This window comes from Pantoea sp. X-Soil-TKNS-1207 (assembly GCF_059730485.1).
In genome coordinates, this window is sequence record NZ_AP035958.1 from 2,419,764 (window position 1) to 2,443,553 (window position 23,790).

The following is a 23,790-nucleotide window of genomic DNA, read 5'->3' on the forward strand; positions in this document are numbered from 1 at the left end:
AAGCCGTTGAATGCCAGCATGGTTTACAGTTTGTTCATTATTGGTTCAGTGCTGGTTGCGGCAAGTATTCTGCTTAGCTCCTTTTCCTCGCGTCTGGGTATACCGATTCTGGTGATCTTCCTCGCACTGGGTATGCTGACCGGCATCGATGGCATTGGCGGTATCGCTTTTGATAACTACCCGGTGGCGTATCTGGTCTCCAACCTGGCGCTGGCGATTATTCTGCTGGATGGCGGGATGCGCACCAAAGCCAGCTCGTTTAAGGTGGCGCTCGGCCCGGCGCTGTCGCTGGCTACCGTCGGGGTAATGATCACCGCGGGACTGACCGGGGTGGCTGCCGCCTGGCTGTTCCATCTCGATCTGATGCAGGGTTTTCTTATCGGCGCGATTATCGGCTCGACCGACGCCGCCGCCGTGTTCTCCCTGCTCGGCGATAAAGGCCTGAACGAACGTGTCAGCGCCACGCTGGAGATCGAATCCGGCAGCAACGACCCGATGGCGGTGTTTCTTACCATCACGCTGATCGACATGATTCAACAGGGGCAAAGCGGCCTGAGCTGGATGTTTGTGGTGCATCTGGTGCAGCAGTTCGGTCTGGGCGTTGTGCTGGGGCTGGGCGGCGGCTGGGCACTGCAACAGCTGATTAACCGCATTAACCTGGCGCAGGGACTGTATCCCCTGCTGGCGCTGAGCGGCGGCATCATCGTATTTGCCCTGACCACGGTCATGGAGGGCAGCGGCATTCTGGCGGTGTACCTGTGTGGCTTCCTGCTGGGCAACAGCCCGATTCGCAACCGTCATGGCATCCTGCAAACCTTCGATGGTATGGCATGGCTGAGCCAAATCGGCATGTTTATCGTGCTGGGCCTGCTGGTGACGCCGTCAGACCTCTGGCATATCGCCATTCCGGCCATGCTGCTGTCGCTGTGGCTGATTCTGGTGGCGCGTCCGCTGTCGATTCTGGTCGGGCTGCTGCCCTTCAAAGGTTTTACCGGACGCGAGCGCATTTTTATCAGCTGGGTAGGACTGCGCGGCGCGGTGCCGATTATCCTCGCGGTATTCCCGATGATGGCCGGGCTGGAGAACGCTTCCCTTTACTTCAACATCGCCTTCTTCGTGGTGCTGGTCTCGCTGATGTTGCAGGGCACCTCACTCGGTTATGCCGCGCGTAAAGCCAAAGTCGTGGTGCCGCCTACGGCGTCTCCGATTAGCCGCGTCGGGCTGGATATTCACCCGGAAAATCCGTGGGAGCAGTTCGTTTATCAGCTCAGCGCCGACAAATGGTGTGTTGGCGCCGCGCTGCGTGATTTACAGATGCCACGCGAGACGCGGATCGCCGCCCTGTTCCGCGACAATGCGTTGATGCATCCCACCGGCAGCACGCGTCTGAAAGAAGGTGACGTGTTATGCGTGATTGGTCGTGAGCGCGACCTGCCCGCGCTCGGCAAGATGTTTAGTCAGTCTCCGCCGGTGGCCCTCGACCAGCGTTTCTTCGGTGACTTTATTCTTGATGCCGATGCGCGCCTGCGCGATGTCGCGCAGATTTATGGTCTGGATCTGGATGAAGAGACCAACGATCAGCAGTCGCTGGGCCAGCTGGTAATGACGCTGCTGGGCAGCACGCCGGTAGTCGGTGACCATGTTGAATGGAACCAGCTGATCTGGACAGTGGCGGAGAAAGAAGATAGCCATATCCTGAAGATTGGCGTGCGCGTGGCGGAAGACAAGGAATAATCCGAGAGCATTCGCCTCGTAAACCGCTCTGGAACGACTATGATCACTATTCCACCCAGTTCACACGGGAGAATACGATGGGACATGTGGTTAAGATTGGTCGTTACGAGATCATCGATGCGGAACTGAACCCGGAAAAACTCGAAACCGTCAGTATCCCCTGCCTGACAAACCCCGGCCTGAGCTATCAGCTCGATGGCTGGGATCATGAAACCAGTGTGCCGGCATGGATTGATGGTGAACCCGTCGATTTGGAAATTGGACATTATGATAAGCAGCAAGATCGCTGGGTATTAAAAAAACCTGCGTGAGCAAACTTATTACCGCCATCCGCTTCGTATGGCGGTTATTCCGAAAAGCAGTCTTAAAATGAAGCGCTATATCGAGTGTTTTTTTAGTTTTATTACATAAATTCATACATTTACATCATCATTTCTTTAATCATAATTCCCCTTTTCAGACTATTTCCATATTAACGTCGTCAAATAACTCCTGCATACTCTTTAGTGTTGCTGCAGCATTTCGTGACGAAAATCACGCATTCCAGGCTCTTTTTGGTGCAGCGCTTATGGCAACACTGACTTATATCTCGCTGAAAAATAATGCCTTTCCTCTTTCGGCGATCCACACCTGAGCGCGTACTTGATTCTGGTCAGGCCATCTTTTACTTAAGAAAAGAGAGCAGGTTTTATGGCAAGTACATTGGTAATGAATAACCCAACCCGCTCGTGGAGCGGCTTGCGAAAAAATATCATCTCGAAAATCGCCTTAAGCATTTCTGATTTAATTGCTTTAAATCTGGCATTGTTCTTGTCAGCGGCGACCGTCCAGGGTATTTGGGGAGAACTGGACACCTTTATTCCACCGCAGCAGATTGAATACCGCTTTATTGCCCAGATGGGCCTTGCACTCCTTTGTACCCTGTGGTTTTGGGTGCGCCTCCGTCATTACACTTACCGCAAGCCTTTCTGGTTCGAACTGAAAGAAATTATCAAAACCCTGTTTGTGTTTTCCCTGCTCGACCTTGCGCTGATCGCCTTCTCGAAATGGGACTTCTCGCGCATGGTGTGGGTGTTCAGCTGGACTTACGCGCTGTTGCTGCTGCCGCTGATGCGTGCCGTAGTGAAACGCATGATTAATCGCGCCGGACAGTGGCAAAAAGAGACCATCATCATTGGCTCGGGCAAGAACGCCATGGAAGCCTATGCCGCGTTGCAGAGTGAAGAAATTCTTGGCTACAACGTACAGGCGTTTATTGCTCTCGATGAAGAAGGCCGCCCGGAGAATGTAAACGGCGTACCGGTGCTTACCTGGGAAGATATTAACTGGCAAACCATGGACCGCGACAACACCCAGTTTATTGTGGCAACCGAGTTTGAGCAGCAGGTGGTGCGCGATAAGTGGCTGAAGTTTCTCTCCAAAATGCAGTGCCGTTCGGTCTCGGTCATTCCGACGCTGCGTGGCGTGCCGCTGTATGGCACCGATATGTCGTTTATCTTCAGCCACGAAGTGATGATTCTGCGCGTCAGCAACAACCTTGCGAAACGCTCATCGCGCTTCCTGAAGCGTACCTTCGATATCGTGGTCGCCTCTCTGCTGCTGCTGTTCCTCGCGCCGGTGTTCGGTTTGCTGTGCTTTATGGTGAAACGCGATGGCGGCAACGCCATTTATGGTCACGAGCGTATCGGACATAACGGCGAGAAATTTAAGTGCCTTAAATTCCGCTCCATGGTGACCAACTCGCAGGAAGTGTTGCAGAACCTGCTGGCGACCAGCGAAGAAGCGCGTGCCGAATGGGACCGTGACTTTAAACTGAAAAACGATCCGCGCATCACCAAAATTGGCGGTTTCCTGCGTAAAACCAGTCTCGATGAACTGCCCCAGCTGTGGAACGTGATCCGTGGGGAGATGAGTCTGGTGGGGCCGCGTCCGGTAATTGAAGCTGAGCTGGAACGTTACGCCGGCGATGTGGATTACTACCTGATGGCAAAACCGGGGATGACCGGCCTGTGGCAGGTCAGCGGTCGTAACGATATTGACTACGATACCCGCGTCTACTTCGACTCCTGGTACGTGAAGAACTGGGCGCTGTGGACTGACATCGCCATCCTGTTCAAAACGGCTGGCGTGGTGCTGCGTCGCGACGGCGCTTACTGATACCCTCGACGCGATGTCTGTGGCAATCTGGCAGACATCGCCTTTTCTTTTTAATCCTTTCTTTTTGCCTGCTTAATCATTACCCTTCCCGCTTGTTTAACAAGTGTTTCTGGTTTGTGATGCAAAAATTTACCCTGCTGCTTTTAAGCCTGGTGCTGCTGGCACCATTAGGCATTGATCTTTACCTTCCGACGTTACCGCAAATTGCCGCAGGCCTGAACAGCCCGGTCAGTCTGATCCAGACCACTATCCCGTTGTTTTTACTGGTGATGGGTATCGGTCAGCTGGTGACAGGCCCGCTGGTTGACAACTTTGGTCGTAAGCCAATCGCCCTGATTGGCCTGGCGCTGTATATCATCGGTAGCGGAGTCGCGGCGACGGCGACGGTCTGGCCGGTGTTTATGCTGGCGCGCTTAATTCAGGGATGCGCGGTATGCTGCACCGCCGTGGTGGCCTTCAGCGGCGTGCGTGACCGTCTGAGCGGCGAGGAAGCGGCACGCGCTTACGGTTTTCTCAACGGTGCGCTGAATATTGTGCCCGCGCTGGCACCGCTGCTCGGCGGCCTGCTGGCCGATGCCTTTGGCTGGCGTGCGCCCTTTTGGTTCCTGTGCGTCTACGCCGTGGTGATTACGGCGGTGGTGCTGCTGTGGCTGCCGGAAACCCGCCCGGCCAATACCCTGCGGGTCGCCGGACTGCCGCTGGCGCAGTATGCCGCCATCGCGCGGGAACCGCGTTTTCTCGCCTTTGCTTTTGCAAACGCCGGGGCGCTCGGCATGGTGCTGACTTACGTGTCGCTGGCGCCGCATGTGCTGATGACCGAAGGAGGGCTGACGCCGTTGCAGTTCTCGTTCGCCTTTGGCGCCAATGGCTTCTGGATCATGCTGGTCAGTGCGTTTGTGAATAAAACCATTCGTAAAGCCGGACGGCCGTTCTGCCTTGCCATGGGTTTTGTCACCATGTTGATCGGCGCACTCATGCTGACGGCGGGGATGACGCTGCTGCCGGAGGCCTGGCAGACGCACTGGTCGCTGTATATGATCCCGGTGGCGATCGCCGTTGCTGGCCTGGCCTTTACCGTTGGCCCGGCCACCAGCTATGCGCTGGAGCCGTATCAACAACAGGCAGGCGTCGCTGCGGCCTTACAGGGATTTATTCAGATGGCGTGTGGTGCGGGCGGCAGCCTCGCGGTGGTTGCGCTGCCGCTGGCGGAGAAATCCGCGCTGGCACTCATGATGCTGGTGGGTGCAGCGCTGGCGCTGATCGCCTGGCGCTGCAGTAAACGGATGCACGGTTCTCTGACCGCCGTTAAATAACTTCCACCGGAACGCGTGGGGCCAGGGCGCACATCAGCTCATATCCCACCGTTCCGGCGGCTTTCGCCACCTGATCGATTTTCACCTGTTCGCCCCACAGTTCCACTTTCGAACCAATGCCTGCCTGCGGGCAGGGTTCCAGATCGATCATTATCATATCCATCGAAATCGCGCCCAGCGTGCGGGTCATCACCCCATCGACAGAGACCGGCGTTCCGGTCGGCGCATGGCGTGGATAGCCATCGGCATAGCCACAGGCCACCACACCGATGCGCTGGGCAGCGGCAGCATGGTAACGATAGCCGTAGCCAACACCCTCTCCGGCATGTAACTGCTGAATGCCGATGATCTCGCTGGTCAGGGTCATAACCGGTTGCAGCCCGGAACTGGCGATATCCTGCCAGTTGCCGCTCGGTGACGCGCCATATAACACGATGCCAGGACGAACCCAGTCGAAATGCGCTTCCGGGTGCCATAAGGTTGCCGCCGAGTTCGACAACGAACGCGGACAGTGCAGCCCCTCTGCCGCCAGCTCGATACGTTGCATCGGCTCAATCAGCCCCTGCGGGTTTTCCGCATCGGCGAAGTGCGCCATCAGCGTCATCTCGCCCACGTTGGGTAACGCACGCACCGCCTGCCAGGCGGTGTTAACCTGCTCCGGGCGGAAACCCAGCCGGTTCATGCCGCTGTTCACTTTCAGGTAGATATCAATCGGCGCCGCAAGCCGGGCTTTCGCCAGCGCCTGAATCTGCCAGTTGCTGTGCACGCTGGTGGTTAGCCGATAACGGTCAATCAGTTGCAGATCGTCCGGCTTGAAAAAACCTTCCAGCAACAAAATCGGCTTCTTCCAGCCCTGCTCACGCAGCAGAATGGCCTCTTCCATATTCAGCAACGCGAAACCATCGGTCTCCGCCAGGCTCTGCCAGACGCGGCTAATACCGTGACCGTAAGCGTTGGCCTTCACCACTGACCAGACATGTGATGCCGGTGCCGCCTGACGAACGACGGCCAGATTATGTCGCAGCGCCTGTTGATTAACGGTGGCGACAATAGGACGTGACATGCTCTTGCTCTCCCTGAATGCTCAACGCGCCGCGTTAGCGTTACGCAACGGCGAAGTGTTTGGCTCAAAACCCGGCAGATAGCGCAGCACCGATAAATCGTCAGACGCAATCGCCGGTTTCTGACCGGAAATCAGATCGGCCAGCAACTGGCCGGAACCACAGGCCATAGTCCATCCCAGCGTACCGTGACCGGTATTGAGATAGAGATTGGAGAGCGGCGTGCGCCCGACAATCGGCGTTCCATCCGGCGTCATCGGACGTAATCCGGTCCAGAAACTGGCCTGTTCAACATAACCGCCTTCAGGATAGAGATCGCTGACCACCATCTCCAGCGTTTCACGTCGTGCCGGTAACAGTTTGGTGTTAAAACCAACAATTTCCGCCATGCCGCCGACGCGGATGCGATCGTCAAAGCGCGTTACCGCCACTTTATAGGTTTCATCAAGGATGGTGGACACCGGAGCCGCGTCGGAATTTTTAATCGGAATGGTCAGCGAGTAGCCTTTCAGCGGGTAAACCGGGATATCGACAATATCTTTCAACAGCGCGGTCGAATAAGAACCAAAGGCCACCACGTAGGCATCGGCTTTGATCACTTCATCGCCACACTTCACGCCGTAGATACGGTTGCCTTCACGCAGCAGGTGATCCACCGGGGTATCGAAACGGAAGGTGACGCCCGCCGCCTGCGCCATCGCCGCCAGACGCTGAGTAAACAGCTGGCAATCGCCGGTTTCATCATTCGGCAGACGTAAGCCGCCGGTCAGCTTGTGGGCCGTGGCCGCCAGCGCGGGTTCAACACTGGCCAGCTGGTGCGACTCCAGCAGCTGGTAAGGCACCCCCGCCTCTTTCAGCACCGCGATATCTTTGCTGGCGCTGTCGAATTGCTGCTGGGTACGAAACAGTTGCAGGGTGCCGCCCTGCCGCCCTTCATAGGCGATACCGGTCGTTTCGCGCAGCGCTTTCAGGCAGTCGCGGCTGTATTCGGCGATGCGCACCATGCGGCTTTTGTTTTCCTGATAATGGCGCATGTCGCAGTTACGCAACATGTTCCACATCCACTCCAGCTGAAAGCGGCTGCCATCCAGACGGATCGCCAGCGGCGCGTGGCGCTGGAACATCCATTTAACCGCTTTAAAGGGTACGCCCGGTGCGGCCCAGGGTGCGGCATAGCCGGGAGAAATTTGTCCGGCGTTACCGGCGCTGGTTTCCAGCGCGGCGCCCGGCTGGCGGTCAATCACCGTAACCTCATGCCCGGCCTGCGCCAGGTACCAGGCGCTTGCCACGCCGACCACACCACTTCCCAGAATCACTACGCGCATAAGCCCCTCGACGCGACAACAAAAGCATAATTGACCATAGATTAAGCCTGAGACAGCATATCCAGGCACCTGAAAACAGCTCACTTCTGACAACACCATTTCACATGTTTTTTACCAAACTGGTAACTAAAATCATGCCGACACGGCAAAATCAGGATTTTTTATGCTGAAAAGTCATTAATCAGCAATTTATGATGCGGCATCCAGTCATTTTCACTTTTTTCAGGAGAAAGCGCCGCAGTCATATAATGCTCTTATAATCAGAGTTTTATTCTGCTAAATGGCTGGTTATCCATATTTGGAATCATGAAATCATCCCCGGCGTTGATTTGAATGATTTTGTGCCAAAAGAATTCGTTTGAGTTCCGGTTTCGGATAAGCGACAGTGGACTATCATTGAAGTGTTCGCTCAGTTTTTTTGGGCTGTCTTTCTCAGGATGAAGCCTTAAACGTTCGTGACAGGTGACAATCCGTTGCCTGCCACTCTGCAAAACAGAGGTGCGCTATGACGACAATCTTTGACGAGCCAACCAGGAACAGTAAACGACTCAGTGATGGACCTGACTGGACATTTGAATTGCTCGATGTCTATCTGGCGGAAATTGACCGCGTAGCCAAACACTACGGGCTGGATACTTACCCGCATCAAATTGAAGTGATTACCTCTGAGCAGATGATGGATGCCTACTCCAGCGTGGGTATGCCTATCAATTATGCCCACTGGTCGTTCGGTAAAAAGTTTATCGAAACCGAGCAGCGTTATAAGCACGGGCAGCAAGGCCTGGCTTACGAGATTGTGATTAACTCCAACCCCTGTATTGCCTATCTGATGGAAGAGAACACCGTAACGATGCAGGCGCTGGTTATGGCCCATGCCTGTTATGGTCACAACTCATTCTTCAAAAATAATTATCTGTTCCGCAGCTGGACCGATGCCAGTTCGATTGTTGACTACCTGCTGTTTGCCCGTAATTACATCACCGACTGCGAAGAACGCTATGGCGTTGAAGAAGTGGAACGCCTGCTGGACTCCTGCCACGCGCTGATGAATTACGGTGTGGATCGCTATAAACGTCCGCAAAAAATCTCTTTGCAGGAGGAGAAAGCACGGCAGAAAAGCCGTGAGGAGTATCTGCAAAGTCAGGTGAATACGCTGTGGCGTACCCTGCCGCGTAAAGAGAAAGAGTTGGTACAGATTGAAGCCTCGCGCTATCCCTCTGAGCCGCAGGAAAACCTGCTGTACTTTATGGAGAAGAACGCGCCGCTGCTGGAGCCATGGCAGCGTGAAGTGCTGCGCATCGTGCGTAAAGTCAGCCAGTATTTTTATCCGCAGAAACAGACGCAGGTGATGAACGAAGGCTGGGCCACCTTCTGGCACTACACCATCCTTAACCACCTGTATGACGAAGGAAAAGTGTCGGAACGCTTTATGATGGAGTTCCTGCACAGCCATACTAACGTGGTGTTCCAGCCCGCCTATAACAGCCCGTGGTACAACGGCATTAACCCGTATGCGCTGGGTTTCGCCATGTTCCAGGATATCAAGCGTATCTGTCAGTCGCCGACGGAAGAAGATCGTTACTGGTTCCCGGACATCGCCGGTTCCGACTGGCTGAAAACGCTGCACTTTGCCATGCGTGAGTTTAAGGACGAGAGCTTTATCAGCCAGTTCCTGTCACCGAAGGTGATGCGCGATTTCCGCCTGTTCACCGTGCTGGACGACGACCGCAACAATTATCTGGAAATTGCCGCGATCCATGATGAAGCGGGTTATCGCGCCATCCGCCAGCAGCTGTCGGCGCAGTATAACCTGAGCAATCTGGAACCGAATATCCAGGTGTACAACGTTGACCTGCGCGGCGACCGTTCGCTGACGCTACGTTATGTGCCGCAGCAGCGCGCCCCGCTGGATAAAAGCCGTCGTGACGTGCTGAAGCATGTCCACCGCTTGTGGGGCTTTGATATCATCCTTGAGCAGCAAAATGAGGATGGCAGCGTGGAGCTGCTGGACCGCAGTCCGGCGCGCGGCCCGGCGTTGTAACCGCTAACGCAGCATAAAAAAAGCCGTCATGATGACGGCTTTTTATTTTGTTCGGCGGCTTAACGCTTGCTGCCTAAATCGTCCGGCATACTTTTCTGCATACCATGCCAGATCTCCCCGCTGCGACGACCGTAATCACGGACGCAATCGACAATCTGTTCCTGCGTCGGGTTTACGCCGCACAGATTCGCCAGCTGCTGATAGAAACTGCGGGCCAGTTCGCGCGCTTCCGGGTTAGAAAAATAGTGACGGCCAACGCGGGTATACAGACCTTTCAGACCATTGAGGATCAGACCGTAGATCGGGTTGCCGGAGGCGAACGCCAGGCCACGAAACACGCGGTAATCCAGTTCGGTGTAGGCTTCAGGCTGATCGTCAGCGCTCAGGGCGGTGTCCAGCACATCACGCGCTTTATCAGGATGATGACGCAGCGCGCGGCTGATAAAGATTGACGCGATATTGGTACGTACCGACAGCAGATTATCAATCAGCTGCGGGACGCTGTCGTGATCAAGACGCGCCAGCGTTTCGAGAATGTTCAGGCCTGATGTTTCCCAAAAATCATTCACTCGCGTGGGTTTACCGTGCTGAATGGTCAGCCAGCCATCACGCGCCAGACGCTGCAATACTTCACGCAACGTGGTACGGGTTACCCCAATCAGTTCAGAAAGCTCACGTTCGGCAGGTAGAATCGACCCCGGCGGAAAACGACTGTTCCAGATGCTTTCAATAATATATTCTTCAGCAAATCCTGCGGGGCTTTGCGCCTTAATCACCATAGCATTTATTTCTCGTTGCTTTCTTTGTCGTAATTAGCACTCATCATACCAGAGGGGCTATAGCGGATATAGCCTGGCAACTGATTAAAAGCGCGCGCTGGCGCAAAATTCAGCATCACCGAATACCCCTACTCTCGACATTTGCTTACAACCCGCTGACACATTACCCTTGGCAACATTTAAAACATGGTTGTTAATCAGGGAGAGTCAATGGAACTCAGTTATACGCAGGCATTCAGGCGCAATTTTCTTGGGCAGTCGCCCGAATGGTATAAACTTATCCTCCTTACTTTTTTGCTAATCAATCCACTGATTTTCTTTTTTATCAGCCCATTTTTGGCCGGCTGGTTACTGGTGGCGGAATTTATTTTTACGCTCGGCATGGCGCTGAAATGCCACCCATTACTGCCGGGGGGTTTGCTGGCTATTGAAGCCATTGCCATCGGCATGGCCAGCGCGGAACAGGTTAAAAGCGAACTGGCGGGCAATATTGAAGTGCTGCTGCTGCTGATTTTTATGGTGGCGGGCATCTTCTTTATGAAGCAACTGCTGCTGTTTGTTTTTACCCGGATGCTGCTGTCCCTGCGCAGCAAAGTGCTGCTCGGCCTGACCTTCTGCCTGGCAGCGGCCTTTCTCTCCGCCTTTCTCGATGCGCTGACCGTGCTGGCCGTAGTAATCAGCGTCGCCGTAGGGTTCTACGATATCTATGATCGCGTGGCGTCGGCGCAGCATGACGATGCGGGAACACCCGAGACGCTGGAAAAGTTTCGCGCTTTCCTGCGCAGCCTGATGATGCAGGCCGGCGTCGGAACCGCCCTTGGCGGGGTGATGACCATGGTGGGCGAACCGCAAAACCTGATTATCGCCCACGCGGCAGGCTGGAACTTCACCGACTTTTTCCTGCACATGGCGCCCGTGACCGTGCCGGTGTTGCTGTGCGGCATTCTGGTCAGCGTACTGGTGGAGCGCTTCCGTCTGTTTGGCTACGGTGAAACCCTGCCGGATGCGGTGCGTATCGTTCTGCTGGAGAGCGATCGGCAGGCCAGCGCCCAGCGCACCCGTCAGGAGACGCTGCAACTGTGGGTGCAGGCCCTGATCGGCGTATGGCTTATCATCGCGCTGGCTTTTCATCTGGCCGAAGTGGGCCTGATTGGCCTGTCGGTGATTATTCTCGCCACCTCGTTGTGCGGCTTCACTGATGAGCATCAACTGGGCCAGGCCTTTACCGAAGCCCTGCCGTTTACCGCGTTACTGGCGGTGTTCTTTGCTATCGTCGCGGTCATCATTGAGCAGCAACTGTTCCAGCCTCTGATTCATTTTGTGTTGCAGGCCGACCCGGACTGGCAACTGCGCTGGTTCTATGTGTTCAATGGCGTGTTGTCATCGATTTCCGATAACGTGTTTGTTGGCTCGGTGTATATCAACGAGGCGAAGCGGGCGTTGCAACATGGCGCGATCGATTTGCGCCAGTTCGAGCTGCTGGCCGTCGCCACCAACACCGGCACCAACCTGCCCTCTGTGGCGACGCCCAATGGTCAGGCGGCGTTTCTGTTCCTGCTGACCTCGGCTCTGGCGCCGCTGATCCATCTCTCCTACGGTCGCATGGTGTGGATGGCGTTGCCGTTCACCGTGGTGCTGTCGCTGGTCGGGTTTTTCTGCATCACCGAATGGCTGGTGCCATTAACCGATTACTTTTTACAGCAGGGTTGGATTAGCGTTGCACAACCCTAAACTTTTTTGGCCTGGATCAGGATAACTCATTTTTATACATGATTTTTTCCTGTAGCCAGGCTGGCACGGTCGCGCTTTTGGTTTACACTGCCAGACATTAACGGCTACAGGAAAAGCTATATGTTGCGATATTTGAACCAATGTTCGCGAGGTCGCGGAGCCTGGTTATTGTTGGCACTGACTACGCTGGCTCTTGAACTGACAGCACTCTTTTTTCAGCATGTCATGGGCCAGAAACCCTGCGTGATGTGTATTTATGAACGGTGTGCGCTGTTCGGCGTGATGGGCGCGGGCATCGTTGGGGCGATTGCGCCCAAAACCCCACTGCGTTGGGTAGCGATTCTGATCTGGCTGTACAGTGCCATTCAGGGATTAAAGCTCTCTTACGATCACACCATGATCCAGCTGCATCCCAATCCGTTCGTAACCTGTGATTTTGCCGCACGTTTCCCTGGCTGGCTGCCGCTGGATAAATGGCTGCCGTCGGTGTTTGTCGCCAGCGGCGACTGCGCTGAACGTAGCTGGACCTTCCTCACCTGGAGTATGCCGCAGTGGATGATCTTCATTTTCGCTGCTTATCTGCTGGTAGGCGCGCTGGTGCTGATTGCTCAGCCTTTCAAAGCCAAACGTCGCGATCTGTTTAGCCGCTAAAAAAAATCAGGCAGCCGAGGCTGCCTGTTTTCTTATCAACCGTTGCGGTCGGGCCGATCGATAATATGATCTTCCCAGTCGCGCACTTCACTCTCCCGCACCGCGATATAACGCACTGAAATGCGCTGCGCATGCATCGCTTTCTTCGAACCGGACACCAGAGGATGCCAGGCCGGTAACGTCTTCCCTTCACCTAACAAGCGATAGGCACAGGTACGCGGCAGCCAGTTAAACGTGGTGAGGTTGTCCCGCGTCAGTTTGATGCAATCTTCTTCATACTCAAAACGCCGTTCGTAGTTACGACACTGGCAGGTTTTGATGTTCAGCTGATTGCAGGCGACGTTGGTGAAGTAGATTTCATCGGTATCCGCATCCTGCAGTTTATTCAGGCAGCACTGACCGCAGCCGTCGCACAGCGATTCCCACTCGGCGTCGTTCATTTGGTCAAGGCGTTTTGTCTGCCAGAAAGGAAGGTCTGTCATGATGGCGGTCCGGGTTAGCTTTAAAACCGCACCTTATAAAGGTTCAGGTGCGGTGATGCAAGTTTTACAGTACGCGCGTGGTAATACCGTGACCCGCCAGCGAGATTTCAAGTTTGTCGCCAGAGCGCATCGGACCCACCCCTTCAGGGGTGCCGGTGATCACCACATCGCCGGCGCGCAGCGTAAAATACTGGCTCATATAGGCAATCAGCGGCAGGATTTTGTGGATCATATCGGCGGTGCTGCCATGCTGGCGCACTTCACCGTTCACCACCAGCTTCAGCTCGGTATTCTGCGGATCACCATTGAATTCGGCCGCCGGGATAAAACCAGACAGCGGGCAGGAGTTATCGAAGCCTTTAGACTTTTCCCATGGCTGACCCGCTTTCTTCAGACCCGCCTGCACATCACGCAACGTCAGGTCCAGCGCCACGCCGTATCCGGCAATGGCCTTAGCCACATGTTCTTCATTCGCCTGCTTCAGCGTGGCGCCGATAAGTACCGCCAGCTCCACTTCGTGGTGCACTTCACCAAAATTGCCCGGAATGGACAGTGGCTGACGCAGATCGCACAGCGCAGTTTCCGGTTTGATAAATACCACCGGCTCGCTGGGCGTTGCGCTTCCCATCTCCTTGATGTGCTTAGCATAGTTGCTGCCTACACAGACCACTTTACTGACCGGGTAATCCAACAAAGCGCCCTGCCAGTTACGATGCTGATACATGCTATTCCCCTGCTTTGGTTTGAGTATGACGCCAGTCCAACTGGCGCGTTGTGTCTGCTTCAGTGCCGGAACGCGGCAGGCTGAGGGTCAATATATTAAGCTGGTTTTTGGCTGTGAGCTGTGCGGAAATTGTCAAAAGACGTTAATCGTTATCATCACGGGGCGAGAGGACATTGGTTTATTGCCTGCAATTAAGGCTTTAATGCAGGCAATAAATAAAGCGATGCGGGTGGATGATTTAATCTGGATATATTTACAGATGAATCCGAATTAATCTTTTTTGCCGTGCTGAAGATGTATGTTCAGCAGACTTTCCACCGGGGGCGGCAATTGTAAATAATAGCCCTGTTCGCTCAGTCCCTGCTTAACTTTATTGATATCCGCATTAGCCAGTTTTTCGCGTTTGTCCAGCGACAGCACCATTGAGAGCTGGGGTTTGCCGAAGCCGCGCAGCAATTCCTCCGGGACGCGCGAGAAATCGTCTTTTTTTTCAACATAGAGATAAGTCTGGTCACGTTGCGGGCTTCTGTAGATCACACAAAACATATTTTTTACTCGAATTAACCTGTGGCGTCACTTGCCTGAATATAACAGTAACTATAACATGCTTGCAGAACTTCGAATATTGACCGTGCGGTGTTAATGACGATTTTATCGGCTTGCATCAGACGGAAGTGAAAACAGGACGAGTCAGGACAGATGTCGCAAACGCCAATCGAATTCAAGGGAAGCAGTTTTACCCTGTCAGTGGTTCATCTGCACCATTCGCAACCCGAGGTGATTCGTCAGGCGCTGCAGGACAAAATCGACCAGGCACCCGGCTTTCTGAAAAACGCGCCGGTGGTGCTGAATGTGTCTGCACTGAACGGTGACATCAACTGGAAGCAGATGCAGCAAGCCGTCACGGCAACGGGGCTGCGCATCGTTGGCGTCAGCGGTTGTAAAGATGATGCGCTGAAAAAGATGATCGCACGTGCCGGATTACCTGTGCTGTCTGAGGGGAGCGATCGCAAAAAGCGCGTTGAAACGCCTGCTGCTGAACCCACGCCAGCGCCCGCCCCCGTCGCGGCAGATACCGTCACCAAAACCCGCATCATCCATACGCCGGTCCGTTCGGGGCAGCAAATCTATGCCCGCAACGCTGATTTGATTGTCACCAGCAGCGTCAGCGCCGGTGCCGAGCTGGTTGCCGATGGCAACATCCATATTTACGGCATGATGCGCGGTCGTGCCCTGGCGGGTGCCAGCGGCGATCGTGACTGCCAGATTTTTTGTACCAACCTCGCCGCAGAGTTGGTCTCAATTGCCGGGGAATACTGGATCATGGATCAGATTCCGGCAGAATTTTTTGGTAAAGCTGCGCGTCTGTGCCTCAAAGAGGGCGCGCTCACCATTCAGACACTTAATTAGGCCCCTTTTCTTTCGTTAAGGAAATCAATATTTATGGCACGCATCATTGTAGTTACATCGGGTAAAGGGGGCGTTGGCAAGACCACGTCAAGCGCGGCCATCGCCACTGGTCTGGCGCAGAAAGGCAAAAAAACCGTTGTGATCGATTTCGATATCGGTCTGCGTAACCTCGATCTGATCATGGGCTGCGAACGCCGCGTGGTTTACGACTTTGTTAACGTCATCCAGGGCGATGCCACGCTGAATCAGGCGCTGATCAAAGACAAACGCACCGAGCAGCTTTACATTCTGCCGGCGTCGCAAACCCGTGACAAAGATGCCCTGACCCGTGAAGGCGTGGAGAAAGTGCTGAACGATCTGGCAGCCATGGACTTCGACTTTGTGGTTTGTGACTCTCCAGCCGGTATCGAAACCGGTGCGCTGATGGCGCTGTACTTCGCCGACGAAGCCATCATCACTACCAACCCGGAAGTTTCATCAGTACGTGACTCCGACCGTATTCTCGGCATCATCGCGTCCAAATCACGTCGCGCGGAAAATGGCGAAGAAGCGGTGAAAGAACACCTGCTGCTGACCCGTTACAATCCGGGCCGCGTAAGCCGTGGCGATATGCTGAGCATGGAAGACGTGCTGGATATCCTGCGTATTCCGCTGGTTGGCGTTATTCCTGAAGATCAATCGGTACTGCGCGCCTCTAACCAGGGTGAGCCGGTGATCCTCGACGCCACCTCAGATGCCGGTAAAGCCTATGCTGATACCGTAGACCGCCTGCTTGGCGAAGAACGCCCCTTCCGCTTTATTGAAGAAGAGAAGAAGGGTTTCCTGAAACGCCTGTTCGGGGGATAACCAATGGCATTACTTGATTTCTTTTTATCCCGTAAGAAGAACACAGCCAACATCGCCAAGGAAAGGCTGCAGATTATTGTGGCTGAACGCAGAAGGGGTGACAGTGAGCCCCATTACCTGCCGCAGCTTAAGCGCGACATTCTGGAAGTGATTTGTAAGTACGTAAAAATTGATCCGGATATGGTGACGGTTCAGCTGGACCAGAAAGGGGATGATATCTCCATTCTGGAGTTGAACGTCACGCTACCGGAGACGGAAGAAGTCACCAAATGACGCCAGCGGTCTCCTGATTTTCCCCTGCGCAGTTCGCAGGGGAAACAAGGGGATTACAGCGTTTGCAGAATCTCGTCGATGCGCGCTTTCAGCAAATCGCCGCGCCAGCCTGTCAGCAATTCCGGCGTGCGTGATGCGCTTTTCAGTCCCCATTGCACACTCAGCACCTGATTGATCTGACGACGCGAAGCCAGCAGTTCCTGGCTAAAGCCGGTCTCTTCACTCACCTGCTGCACCAGCGCTTTGATCGCCTTAAACGTCTGCTTGTAATGCGGATGGTCAATCAGATTGCCGAGCGGTTCCGGCAGCGTGGCTTCATCCTGCGCCTGCGCTTCGGCCACCAGCGCCAGCATCGCTTTGCCGTGAAAACGGATCTCATGGCCATTGAGTCCCAGATGATCCAGCTCGCCTAAACTACCCGGCATAAAGCGCGCCACTTTCCACAGATTCTCTTCGCGAACCACAAAGTTCACCGCCATATCTTTCTGCCGCGCAATATTCAGACGCCATGCAGCCAGACGCTGCAACGCCGCCAGCTGACGCGGACGCAGTTGCCAGGCATTGGTGATATCGCGCCAGGCATCTTCAGGCGCCAGTACATCAAGACGACGCTGACACAGGGTGTCGCATTCGCTGAGCGCCGCCGCCATATTGCCTGCGGCTTCGGTCTGCGCCACCAGCTGGTGCGCGATGGGCAACAGATAGGCCACATCAGCCGCCGCGTATTCACACTGACGCGCCGTCAGCGGCCGCGCCAGCCAGTCGGTGCGCGCTTCGCTTTTATCGAGTTCGATTTGGTTGAAGTGCATTACCATCGCGGCAAAGCCCCACGACAGCGGCTGCCCGGCAAAGGCCGCCAGAATCTGGGTATCGATCATCGGATCGGGCAGACAGCGAAAACGGTGCAGGAACACTTCAAGGTCTTCACCACCAGCGTGCAGGAATTTGGTCACCTGCGTATCCCGCAGCAGCGCCACAAACGGCGCCCAGTCGGTGATGTTGAGCGGATCGATCAGGACCAGTTGCTCGCCATCAAACAGCTGAATCAAGCCCAGCTGCGGATAGTAAGTGCGCGTGCGGACAAATTCGGTGTCCAGCGCCACGGCAGCGTGCTGGCGCGCTTTGTCACACACCGCAGCCAGTTGGTCATTTTGGTCGATCAGGGAATAATTCACGTTATGTTTTCGCTGCGGCATACTTCGCGCAGCGCTCCATGTTAAAAGCAATAAAAACGCCGGTCATTGCCGGCGTTAACCATTAGCGGGTTGCGCGTTACTGCCCTTCCCGCTTCACCTCGTCGCGCAGTTCACGACGCAGGATCTTGCCCACATTGGTTTTGGGCAGCTCGTCACGAAACTCAATAATCTTCGGTACTTTGTATCCGGTAAGCTGGCGGCGACAATGATCCAGCACCTCTTCTTTGGTCAGCGAAGGATCTTTTTTCACGATACATACCTTCACCGCTTCACCGGAAAGATCGCTCGGCACGCCAATCGCGGCGGCTTCACGCACTTTCTCATGCTGCATCAGCACATCTTCGATTTCGTTAGGATACACATTAAAACCGGACACCAGGATCATGTCTTTTTTCCGATCGACGATGCGGATAAAGCCTTCGCTGTCCACGGTAACAATATCACCGGTATGCAGCCAGCCATTTTTCAACACTTCGTCGGTGGCCGCCGGGTGCTGCCAGTAGCCGAGCATCACCTGCGGACCGCGAATGCAAAGCTCGCCCGGTTCACCGGGTGCCACTTCATTATCCTGCTCATCCACGATACGCACATCGGTGGAGGGTACCGGTAAACCGATACTGCCGGTGTGACAGGTAATGTCATACGGATTGACTGACACCAGCGGCGAGCACTCCGTCAGGCCATAGCCTTCCAGCAAATAGTGGCCGGTGAGTTTTTCCCAGCGTTCCGCCACCGCTTTCTGCACCGCCATGCCACCGCCGGCGGATAAACGCAGCGTGGAGAAATCCAGCTGGTTAAAGTTGGCGTCGTTCAGCAGCGCGTTAAATAGCGTGTTGACGCCCGTCAGCGCGGTGAACGGAAACTTCGCCAGCTCTTTCACAAAACCCGGAATGTCGCGCGGATTGGTAATCAACAGGTTCTGGCCGCCGAGATCAAGAAACAGCAGGCAATTCACCGTCAGGGCGAAAATATGGTACAGCGGCAGCGCCGTGACCACGCACTCCTGTCCGGGGCGCAGCAGTTTGCCGTAAGTCGCTTTGGACTGTTCGAGGTTGGCCTGCATGTTGCCGTGGGTCAGCATCGCGCCTTTCGCCACCCCGGTCGTGCCGCCGGTATATTGCAGAAACGCCAGATCGTCATTACTGACATCAGGACGCGTATAGGTGAGCTGCGCCCCCTGCTGCAACGCGTGACGGAACGGCACGGCGCCAGGCAGATGGTATTTCGGCACCAGCTTTTTCACATAGCGCACGACAAAATTGACCAGCGTACCTTTTACCGGCGCCAGCTGGTCGCCCATGCGCGTCAGCATCACATGTTTTACCGGCGTTTCGGCAACCACTTTTTCCAGCGTGTGGGCAAAGTTTGAGACGATAACAATCGCGCTGGCGCCACTGTCCACCAGCTGATGCTTAAGCTCGCGCGGCGTGTAGAGCGGGTTGACGTTAACCACCACCATGCCCGCACGCAGCACGCCAAACAGCGCCACCGGATATTGCAGCAGATTGGGCATCATCAGGGCAACACGATCGCCCGCCTGCAGTTTCAGCCCCTGTTGCAGCCAGGCGGCAAAAGCGCGGCTTTTCTGCTCCAGCTGACGATAGGTCATCGGCTGGCCCATGTTAACGAAAGCGACCTGATCGGCATAACGCGTTGCTGCCTGCTCAAAAAGATCGATCAAAGAGGTATAACGGTCCGCAGTAATTTCCGCCGGGACATCTGGCGGATAGCGTTTCAGCCAAACCTTATTCAAAGATTCACCCCGATATTCTTGTTGCTTAGCCATCGCCGCCTCTGCCATCAATGTTATTAACAATATTTTAACTGATTGTACCAGTTTGCCCGGTATGACATTTTCAGGTTGCGAGGCGCATCACTAAATTTCGCGCTTCGGTTGCGCTCTCAATAAAAAGGCCCGCTCGCGTGCACCGCGATCGGGCCGTAACAGACTGATAAACAAAAGTTATTCAGTCAGAATGGTTTCTACCTGTGCCGGGCCGCTGTTGTACATGCCCCAGTAGGGGTTAGGTCCCCAATAACCGGGGTGACGACGCGTCGGTCCATACCAAATCCAGGGATCGATTGGCTGTGGCGGCGTCATCACCTGCTGCGTCAAACGCCAGCGCTGATAACCTTTCACATCGATCACCACAAAATTATAGCTGGCCTGACCCACAGTGCCTTTCTCGGTGCCTTTGATGTTACCCAGCACGGTAACGAACTGGTTTTTCACGTCCACCGGATCGACAAAGCCGTGAATGTCGGCAAAAATGCGGCCAACCGACGCCGCATCCAGGCGTGGGCGCGCGCTGTCATCCAGCGGCTGGGTGGCGATTTCGAGGCGCGTCAGACCATTCAGATTGGTGACGTTCACCACCTTACCGCCGAAACGCGACTCCTGCCCGACATATAGCTGCGGCGCATTCATCACCCGAAGTAAATCTTGCTGTGGAAGCTGAGAACTCCCTTTAATCGAGTCCGGCACCGAAACACAACCGCTGATCAACAGCACGCAGGCTAACAGAGCGCCAGACATCCCTTTACGACTTATTGGCATGGTACTTCTCCTGTTATTTCTCAGATTAGACTGAATGCGCAGCGATAAGTTGCGTGGCGCTTTTAACGGCCTGGTAACTTTTTCCATGCCACTTCATTGCGCAGATACACCGGCTCAGCGTGCTCCACCGCCACGCTTTCCCCGCGCTGCCATGCAGACACCGCCAGCGGCAGCATATCTTCTGCGGCAGGCAGCAGCACCTCGCTGGAGTGCAGCCGGGCGCCCGGCGAAGTCAGCAATTGCGGGTAAGCCTGCCAGCCGGTACCGACCGTGGTCCATTCACCACTCAGGCTGGCGATACGTGCCTGCGCCGCTTCTGGCGTCAGCACCGCTTCAGTCTCAGCGCCCTGCCATTCACCCTGTGCATCGCGCTGATACTCCGCCCAGTACACTTCGCCCATACGCGCATCAATCGCCGCCAGTACCTGAGTCGCACCGGTCAGACGCCATGCGCCCTGCGCCATGGTGGCTAAGGAAGAGATGCCGATCATCGGCAGATTCGCCCCCAGCGCCAGCCCCTGTGCGATACCGATACCGATGCGCACGCCGGTAAAGCTGCCAGGCCCGCGACCAAATGCCAGCGCATCGAGCGCGGTCAGTTCGAGCTGCTGCGCCTGCAACAGTTCCTGCACCAGCGGCAGAATACGCTGCGTATGATCGCGCGGGGCAATTTCGAAACGGGCATCAATCTGCTGCTGATGCAGCAGCGCGGCAGAACAGGCTTCTGTCGCCGTGTCCAGGGCTAAAATTCGGGCGGACATAACAACCTCGGGAGAGTCAAAAATGGCGCGCATCTTATCACAGCCTGGCACAAATTAGTGACTCTCCTGCTCACGGACAAAGCGGATGGCGCGGTCAAGGTCGCGGGTGCGCGGCGTGGGGGGCAAGCTGTTGAGGAATAAGGCACCGTAGGGACGCGACACCAGGCGCTGATCGCAAATCACCAGTACACCACGATCGTCGGTATCACGAATCAAACGCCCCACGCCCTGTTTCAGGGTAATTACCGCATCCGGTAACTGCACGTCGTTAAAGGGATCGCCGCCGCGCAGGCGACAATCTTCCATACGCGCCTTCAGAAGCGGATCTTCCGGCGAGGTAAAGGGCAGTTTATCGATGATGACCAGCGACAGCGCATCGCCACGCACATCCACCCCTTCCCAGAAGCTGCTGGTAGCCACCAGCAACGCGTTGCCCGCGTCGAGAAACTGCTTCAGCAGCTGGCCTTTGCTGGTTTCGCCCTGCAACAGCACCGGAATGGTCATGGAGGCACGGAATTCCACCGCCAGTTCACGCATCATCATGTGCGAGGTGCATAAAAAGAAGCAGCGCCCTTTGTTGGCGTCGATAAGCGGCTTCATCATCCGCGCCAGCTGACGCGCGCCGCCGGGGCGATTAGGCTCCGGCAGGTTGCGCGGCACGCACAGCAAGGCCTGGCGGGCATAATCGAACGGACTACTGAGGATCAGCGTTCTGGCCTTATCCACCCCCAGCCGACTGGCGAAGTGGCCCATCTGTTCATTCACCGCCAGCGTCGCCGAGGTGAATACCCACGCCGCCTTGCGGGTATCCATCACTTCCCGGAAGCGTTCCGAGACCGAGAGCGGCGTCAGCGCGAGGGTAAAATGACGGCTGGTACATTCGTACCAGTAGCTGAAACCCGGTTCATCGATGGCGCGCAGGCGTTTCAGCCGGGTGCGATACAGAGCGGCACGCTCAAAAGCGGCATCCAGCAGCGCAGAACGACCCAGCGATAGCTTGATCACGTCGTAACAAAGTTCCAGCGCATCATCCAGCAGGGTCAGCATCCGCATGATGTTATTGTCGTTGAGCAGATCGCGCAGGTTGCCGCGGAAACCCGGTTCTCCCAGCGTCAGGCGGAAATCCTGCGTGCATTGCGCCAGACGGTCGGCGGATTTTTGTAGTTGCTGCACATCGCGCACTTCGGTGCGGTAGGCAATGATGATGTCTTTGACCAGGTCGAGTAGCTGACGGCTGGAGAGCTGCTGGCCGAAATACTGGCTGGCGATATCCGGCAACTGGTGGGCTTCATCGAAAATCATCACCTCAGCTTCCGGGATCAGTTCGCCAAACCCGCTCTCTTTTACCACCAGGTCGGCAAGAAACAGATGATGGTTAACCACCACCACATCCGCTTCCATCGCGCGCTTACGCGCTTTGACCACAAAGCACTCTTTATACAGCGGACAGTCGCTGCCGAGACAGTTATCGTTGGTACTGGTGACATAGGGCCACACCGGGCTGTCTTCCGCGACACCCGCGCAGCCGCTGGTATCGCCATCAATGGTTTCCGATGACCAGCCCCGCAGGGTAATCAAATCGCTCAGCGCCTGAACGCTGAGGTCACCGCCACTTTGCGTCTGCTGCTCCATACGCTCAAGGCAGAGATAGTTGGAGCGCCCTTTCAACAGCGCGGTTTTACCTTTGAATTTCAGGGCGCGGGCAATGGTGGGAAGATCGCGGTTGTACAGCTGATCCTGCAAGGCTTTAGAACCGGTGGAGATGATCACTTTTTTCCCGGCACGCAGGGCGGGCGCAAGATAGGCATAGGTTTTCCCGGTACCGGTTCCGGCTTCAACCACCAGTTCACCGCCGGTTTTCACCGCTTCAGCTACCGCCTGCGCCATTTCACGCTGCGCTTCGCGCGGTTTAAAGCCTGGAATCGCCTGCGCCAGCGCGCCGTCAGCTGCAAAATCGTCTGCCACACATCCTCACCGATTGCTTAAAAGTACTGTAATTATGTCAGTATTCTGCCCAGGCGACCACAACAGATGACAGCGGGTTGCCGGATGTGGCAGGCTAGCGCAGCGATAAATAAGGAGAAAACCATGACCATTACGCGTATCGATCCGGAACACCGCATGTCAGAAGCCGTGATTCATAACCAGACGGTGTATTACACCAGCGTGCCGGAGAATCTTGATGAGGATGCCGAAGCGCAAACCGCCAATGCGCTGGCAGTGATTGACGCGATTCTGACCCGCGTCGGTTCTGATAAGAGCAAAATCCTCGATGCCACCATTTTTCTGGTCGACAAAGCGGACTTCCCGGCGATGAACCGCGCCTGGGATGCCTGGGTTTCGCCGGGCAATGCGCCGGTGCGTTGCACCGTGCAGGCCGGTTTGATGAACCCGAAATATAAAGTCGAAATTAAAATCGTCGCCGCGCTGTAACCCGTTCGGGCGTCAGGCGTCGTCGTCTTCGTCCTCGTCGTCTTCAAAGCGCGCCCGAATCTGCTCTCCCTGATGGCTCTGGCGAATTTCATGCGCCACCTGCGCAATCGCCTGGCCGCTGGACATCCCGCCCGCCATCAGTTCCTGGATGCGTTCAACTGCCTGTTGTTGCTGTTCGTGAGATAGTGCCGGAAGACCTGTAAACATAACTCGCTCCTGCTAAAAGGGGACGCATTATTCCATGCGGAACAAACAGGTGCCAGCGACAAAAAAATATGGCAGGCTAACGCCCTTAATGCTGTTACCTGATTCATCC

24 protein-coding genes are annotated in these 23,790 nt (G+C 55.4%); 12 read left to right on the forward strand and 12 right to left on the reverse strand.

Annotated features, from left to right (window positions below):
• The first annotated feature begins 6 nt into the window (after positions 1-6).
• The 4 genes from AC6I8V_RS11375 to AC6I8V_RS11390 all read left to right on the forward strand — a co-directional run bounded on the left by AC6I8V_RS11375 (position 7) and on the right by AC6I8V_RS11390 (position 5,204).
• A complete protein-coding gene (locus AC6I8V_RS11375) occupies positions 7-1,734 on the forward strand; it encodes a potassium/proton antiporter (protein ID WP_497842368.1) in 1,728 nt (575 codons plus the stop codon).
• A gap of 77 nt (positions 1,735-1,811) precedes the next feature.
• Positions 1,812-2,045: a DUF1480 family protein gene (locus tag AC6I8V_RS11380; RefSeq protein WP_497842369.1), complete on the forward strand. Its 234-nt coding sequence runs from the start codon at positions 1,812-1,814 to the stop codon at positions 2,043-2,045.
• 379 nt (positions 2,046-2,424) lie between these two features.
• Entirely contained in the window at positions 2,425-3,891 is a 1,467-nt protein-coding gene (gene wbaP / locus AC6I8V_RS11385; protein WP_497842370.1) for an undecaprenyl-phosphate galactose phosphotransferase WbaP, read from the forward strand.
• Between the two features lie 119 nt (positions 3,892-4,010).
• Positions 4,011-5,204: a multidrug effflux MFS transporter gene (locus AC6I8V_RS11390; RefSeq protein ID WP_497842371.1), complete on the forward strand. Its 1,194-nt coding sequence runs from the start codon at positions 4,011-4,013 to the stop codon at positions 5,202-5,204.
• Here AC6I8V_RS11390 and dadX read toward each other — a convergent pair.
• Positions 5,197-6,267 carry a catabolic alanine racemase DadX gene (dadX, locus tag AC6I8V_RS11395; RefSeq protein ID WP_497842372.1) on the reverse strand — a complete coding sequence of 357 codons (1,071 nt, stop codon included), beginning with the start codon at positions 6,265-6,267 and terminating at the stop codon, positions 5,197-5,199. The two genes, AC6I8V_RS11390 and dadX, sit on opposite strands and share 8 nt — an antisense overlap.
• 21 nt (positions 6,268-6,288) lie before the next feature.
• Entirely contained in the window at positions 6,289-7,590 is a 1,302-nt protein-coding gene (locus tag AC6I8V_RS11400; RefSeq protein WP_497842373.1) for a D-amino acid dehydrogenase, read from the reverse strand.
• Positions 7,591-8,095: 505 nt separating this feature from the next.
• Between AC6I8V_RS11400 and AC6I8V_RS11405 the strand changes: the two genes are divergently transcribed.
• Positions 8,096-9,631, forward strand: a complete 1,536-nt coding sequence (locus AC6I8V_RS11405; protein WP_497842374.1) for a SpoVR family protein — start codon at positions 8,096-8,098, stop codon at positions 9,629-9,631.
• A 59-nt stretch (positions 9,632-9,690) separates the two neighbouring features.
• Here AC6I8V_RS11405 and fadR read toward each other — a convergent pair whose 3' ends face one another.
• Positions 9,691-10,410 carry a fatty acid metabolism transcriptional regulator FadR gene (gene fadR, locus AC6I8V_RS11410; RefSeq protein WP_497842375.1) on the reverse strand — a complete coding sequence of 240 codons (720 nt, stop codon included), beginning with the start codon at positions 10,408-10,410 and terminating at the stop codon, positions 9,691-9,693.
• Between the two features lie 210 nt (positions 10,411-10,620).
• On the opposite strand from fadR, the gene nhaB reads away from it, so the two are divergent.
• Both nhaB and dsbB read left to right on the forward strand, forming a co-directional pair.
• On the forward strand, positions 10,621-12,141 hold the full coding sequence (gene nhaB / locus AC6I8V_RS11415; protein WP_497842376.1) for a sodium/proton antiporter NhaB: 1,521 nt from the start codon (positions 10,621-10,623) through the stop codon (positions 12,139-12,141).
• A 120-nt stretch (positions 12,142-12,261) separates the two neighbouring features.
• A complete protein-coding gene (dsbB, locus tag AC6I8V_RS11420) occupies positions 12,262-12,792 on the forward strand; it encodes a disulfide bond formation protein DsbB (RefSeq protein ID WP_497842377.1) in 531 nt (176 codons plus the stop codon).
• A gap of 35 nt (positions 12,793-12,827) precedes the next feature.
• On the opposite strand, the gene ycgN is transcribed toward dsbB, so the two are convergent.
• On the reverse strand, positions 12,828-13,274 hold the full coding sequence (gene ycgN / locus AC6I8V_RS11425) for a cysteine cluster protein YcgN (RefSeq protein ID WP_497842378.1): 447 nt from the start codon (positions 13,272-13,274) through the stop codon (positions 12,828-12,830).
• A gap of 64 nt (positions 13,275-13,338) precedes the next feature.
• Positions 13,339-13,998 (reverse strand): fumarylacetoacetate hydrolase family protein, encoded by a 660-nt coding sequence (locus AC6I8V_RS11430; RefSeq protein ID WP_497842379.1) that lies wholly within the window; start codon positions 13,996-13,998, stop codon positions 13,339-13,341.
• A 25-nt stretch (positions 13,999-14,023) separates the two neighbouring features.
• Here AC6I8V_RS11430 and AC6I8V_RS11435 point away from each other — a divergent pair, with 25 nt between their 5' ends.
• Entirely contained in the window at positions 14,024-14,272 is a 249-nt protein-coding gene (locus tag AC6I8V_RS11435; protein WP_497842380.1) for a hypothetical protein, read from the forward strand.
• On the opposite strand, the gene AC6I8V_RS11440 is transcribed toward AC6I8V_RS11435, so the two are convergent.
• A complete protein-coding gene (locus AC6I8V_RS11440; RefSeq protein ID WP_497842381.1) occupies positions 14,269-14,544 on the reverse strand; it encodes a YcgL domain-containing protein in 276 nt (91 codons plus the stop codon). The two genes, AC6I8V_RS11435 and AC6I8V_RS11440, sit on opposite strands and share 4 nt — an antisense overlap.
• 153 nt (positions 14,545-14,697) lie before the next feature.
• On the opposite strand from AC6I8V_RS11440, the gene minC reads away from it, so the two are divergent.
• From minC to minE, 3 genes are read left to right on the forward strand one after another with little or no spacing between them, the layout of a single operon-like run.
• Positions 14,698-15,408: a septum site-determining protein MinC gene (minC, locus tag AC6I8V_RS11445; protein ID WP_497842382.1), complete on the forward strand. Its 711-nt coding sequence runs from the start codon at positions 14,698-14,700 to the stop codon at positions 15,406-15,408.
• Between the two features lie 33 nt (positions 15,409-15,441).
• Positions 15,442-16,254, forward strand: coding sequence for a septum site-determining protein MinD (gene minD / locus AC6I8V_RS11450; protein WP_013509388.1), 813 nt, complete (start codon positions 15,442-15,444; stop codon positions 16,252-16,254).
• Positions 16,255-16,257: 3 nt separating this feature from the next.
• On the forward strand, positions 16,258-16,527 hold the full coding sequence (minE, locus tag AC6I8V_RS11455; protein ID WP_013509389.1) for a cell division topological specificity factor MinE: 270 nt from the start codon (positions 16,258-16,260) through the stop codon (positions 16,525-16,527).
• A 53-nt stretch (positions 16,528-16,580) separates the two neighbouring features.
• Here the strand turns inward: minE and rnd are convergent, their stop codons facing one another.
• The 5 genes from rnd to yoaA form a co-directional block, all read right to left on the reverse strand.
• A complete protein-coding gene (gene rnd / locus AC6I8V_RS11460) occupies positions 16,581-17,702 on the reverse strand; it encodes a ribonuclease D (protein ID WP_497845822.1) in 1,122 nt (373 codons plus the stop codon).
• A 97-nt stretch (positions 17,703-17,799) separates the two neighbouring features.
• Positions 17,800-19,476 carry a long-chain-fatty-acid--CoA ligase FadD gene (gene fadD / locus AC6I8V_RS11465; protein WP_497845823.1) on the reverse strand — a complete coding sequence of 559 codons (1,677 nt, stop codon included), beginning with the start codon at positions 19,474-19,476 and terminating at the stop codon, positions 17,800-17,802.
• Between the two features lie 210 nt (positions 19,477-19,686).
• Positions 19,687-20,280 (reverse strand): Slp family lipoprotein, encoded by a 594-nt coding sequence (locus AC6I8V_RS11470; RefSeq protein ID WP_497842383.1) that lies wholly within the window; start codon positions 20,278-20,280, stop codon positions 19,687-19,689.
• A 62-nt stretch (positions 20,281-20,342) separates the two neighbouring features.
• Positions 20,343-21,041 (reverse strand): tRNA (adenosine(37)-N6)-threonylcarbamoyltransferase complex dimerization subunit type 1 TsaB, encoded by a 699-nt coding sequence (gene tsaB, locus AC6I8V_RS11475; RefSeq protein ID WP_497842384.1) that lies wholly within the window; start codon positions 21,039-21,041, stop codon positions 20,343-20,345.
• 54 nt (positions 21,042-21,095) lie between these two features.
• The gene (gene yoaA, locus AC6I8V_RS11480) at positions 21,096-23,006 is read right to left on the reverse strand and encodes a DNA repair helicase YoaA (RefSeq protein ID WP_497842385.1); all 1,911 of its coding nucleotides are present in this window, start codon (positions 23,004-23,006) and stop codon (positions 21,096-21,098) included.
• A 123-nt stretch (positions 23,007-23,129) separates the two neighbouring features.
• On the opposite strand from yoaA, the gene AC6I8V_RS11485 reads away from it, so the two are divergent.
• Positions 23,130-23,474, forward strand: a complete 345-nt coding sequence (locus tag AC6I8V_RS11485) for a RidA family protein (RefSeq protein WP_497842386.1) — start codon at positions 23,130-23,132, stop codon at positions 23,472-23,474.
• 12 nt (positions 23,475-23,486) lie between these two features.
• Here the strand turns inward: AC6I8V_RS11485 and AC6I8V_RS11490 are convergent, their stop codons facing one another.
• The gene (locus tag AC6I8V_RS11490) at positions 23,487-23,681 is read right to left on the reverse strand and encodes a YoaH family protein (RefSeq protein WP_497842387.1); all 195 of its coding nucleotides are present in this window, start codon (positions 23,679-23,681) and stop codon (positions 23,487-23,489) included.
• Between the last annotated feature and the right edge of the window lie 109 nt (positions 23,682-23,790).

Excerpts from the sequence above, each read along its gene's own strand:
- AC6I8V_RS11485 (WP_497842386.1), top strand. The coding sequence starts at position 23,130 with ATGACCATTACGCGTATCGATCCGGAACACCGCATGTCAGAAGCCGTG.
- tsaB (WP_497842384.1), bottom strand. The coding sequence starts at position 21,041 with ATGTCCGCCCGAATTTTAGCCCTGGACACGGCGACAGAAGCCTGTTCT.
- AC6I8V_RS11490 (WP_497842387.1), bottom strand. The coding sequence starts at position 23,681 with ATGTTTACAGGTCTTCCGGCACTATCTCACGAACAGCAACAACAGGCA.
- dadX (WP_497842372.1), bottom strand. The coding sequence starts at position 6,267 with ATGTCACGTCCTATTGTCGCCACCGTTAATCAACAGGCGCTGCGACAT.
- wbaP (WP_497842370.1), top strand. The coding sequence starts at position 2,425 with ATGGCAAGTACATTGGTAATGAATAACCCAACCCGCTCGTGGAGCGGC.
- fadR (WP_497842375.1), bottom strand. The coding sequence starts at position 10,410 with ATGGTGATTAAGGCGCAAAGCCCCGCAGGATTTGCTGAAGAATATATT.
- nhaB (WP_497842376.1), top strand. The coding sequence starts at position 10,621 with ATGGAACTCAGTTATACGCAGGCATTCAGGCGCAATTTTCTTGGGCAG.
- AC6I8V_RS11430 (WP_497842379.1), bottom strand. The coding sequence starts at position 13,998 with ATGTATCAGCATCGTAACTGGCAGGGCGCTTTGTTGGATTACCCGGTC.
- AC6I8V_RS11440 (WP_497842381.1), bottom strand. The coding sequence starts at position 14,544 with ATGTTTTGTGTGATCTACAGAAGCCCGCAACGTGACCAGACTTATCTC.
- minD (WP_013509388.1), top strand. The coding sequence starts at position 15,442 with ATGGCACGCATCATTGTAGTTACATCGGGTAAAGGGGGCGTTGGCAAG.
- minC (WP_497842382.1), top strand. The coding sequence starts at position 14,698 with ATGTCGCAAACGCCAATCGAATTCAAGGGAAGCAGTTTTACCCTGTCA.
- AC6I8V_RS11380 (WP_497842369.1), top strand. The coding sequence starts at position 1,812 with ATGGGACATGTGGTTAAGATTGGTCGTTACGAGATCATCGATGCGGAA.
- AC6I8V_RS11405 (WP_497842374.1), top strand. The coding sequence starts at position 8,096 with ATGACGACAATCTTTGACGAGCCAACCAGGAACAGTAAACGACTCAGT.
- minE (WP_013509389.1), top strand. The coding sequence starts at position 16,258 with ATGGCATTACTTGATTTCTTTTTATCCCGTAAGAAGAACACAGCCAAC.
- ycgN (WP_497842378.1), bottom strand. The coding sequence starts at position 13,274 with ATGACAGACCTTCCTTTCTGGCAGACAAAACGCCTTGACCAAATGAAC.
- AC6I8V_RS11390 (WP_497842371.1), top strand. The coding sequence starts at position 4,011 with ATGCAAAAATTTACCCTGCTGCTTTTAAGCCTGGTGCTGCTGGCACCA.
- AC6I8V_RS11400 (WP_497842373.1), bottom strand. The coding sequence starts at position 7,590 with ATGCGCGTAGTGATTCTGGGAAGTGGTGTGGTCGGCGTGGCAAGCGCC.
- AC6I8V_RS11470 (WP_497842383.1), bottom strand. The coding sequence starts at position 20,280 with ATGCCAATAAGTCGTAAAGGGATGTCTGGCGCTCTGTTAGCCTGCGTG.
- dsbB (WP_497842377.1), top strand. The coding sequence starts at position 12,262 with ATGTTGCGATATTTGAACCAATGTTCGCGAGGTCGCGGAGCCTGGTTA.
- AC6I8V_RS11435 (WP_497842380.1), top strand. The coding sequence starts at position 14,024 with ATGACGCCAGTCCAACTGGCGCGTTGTGTCTGCTTCAGTGCCGGAACG.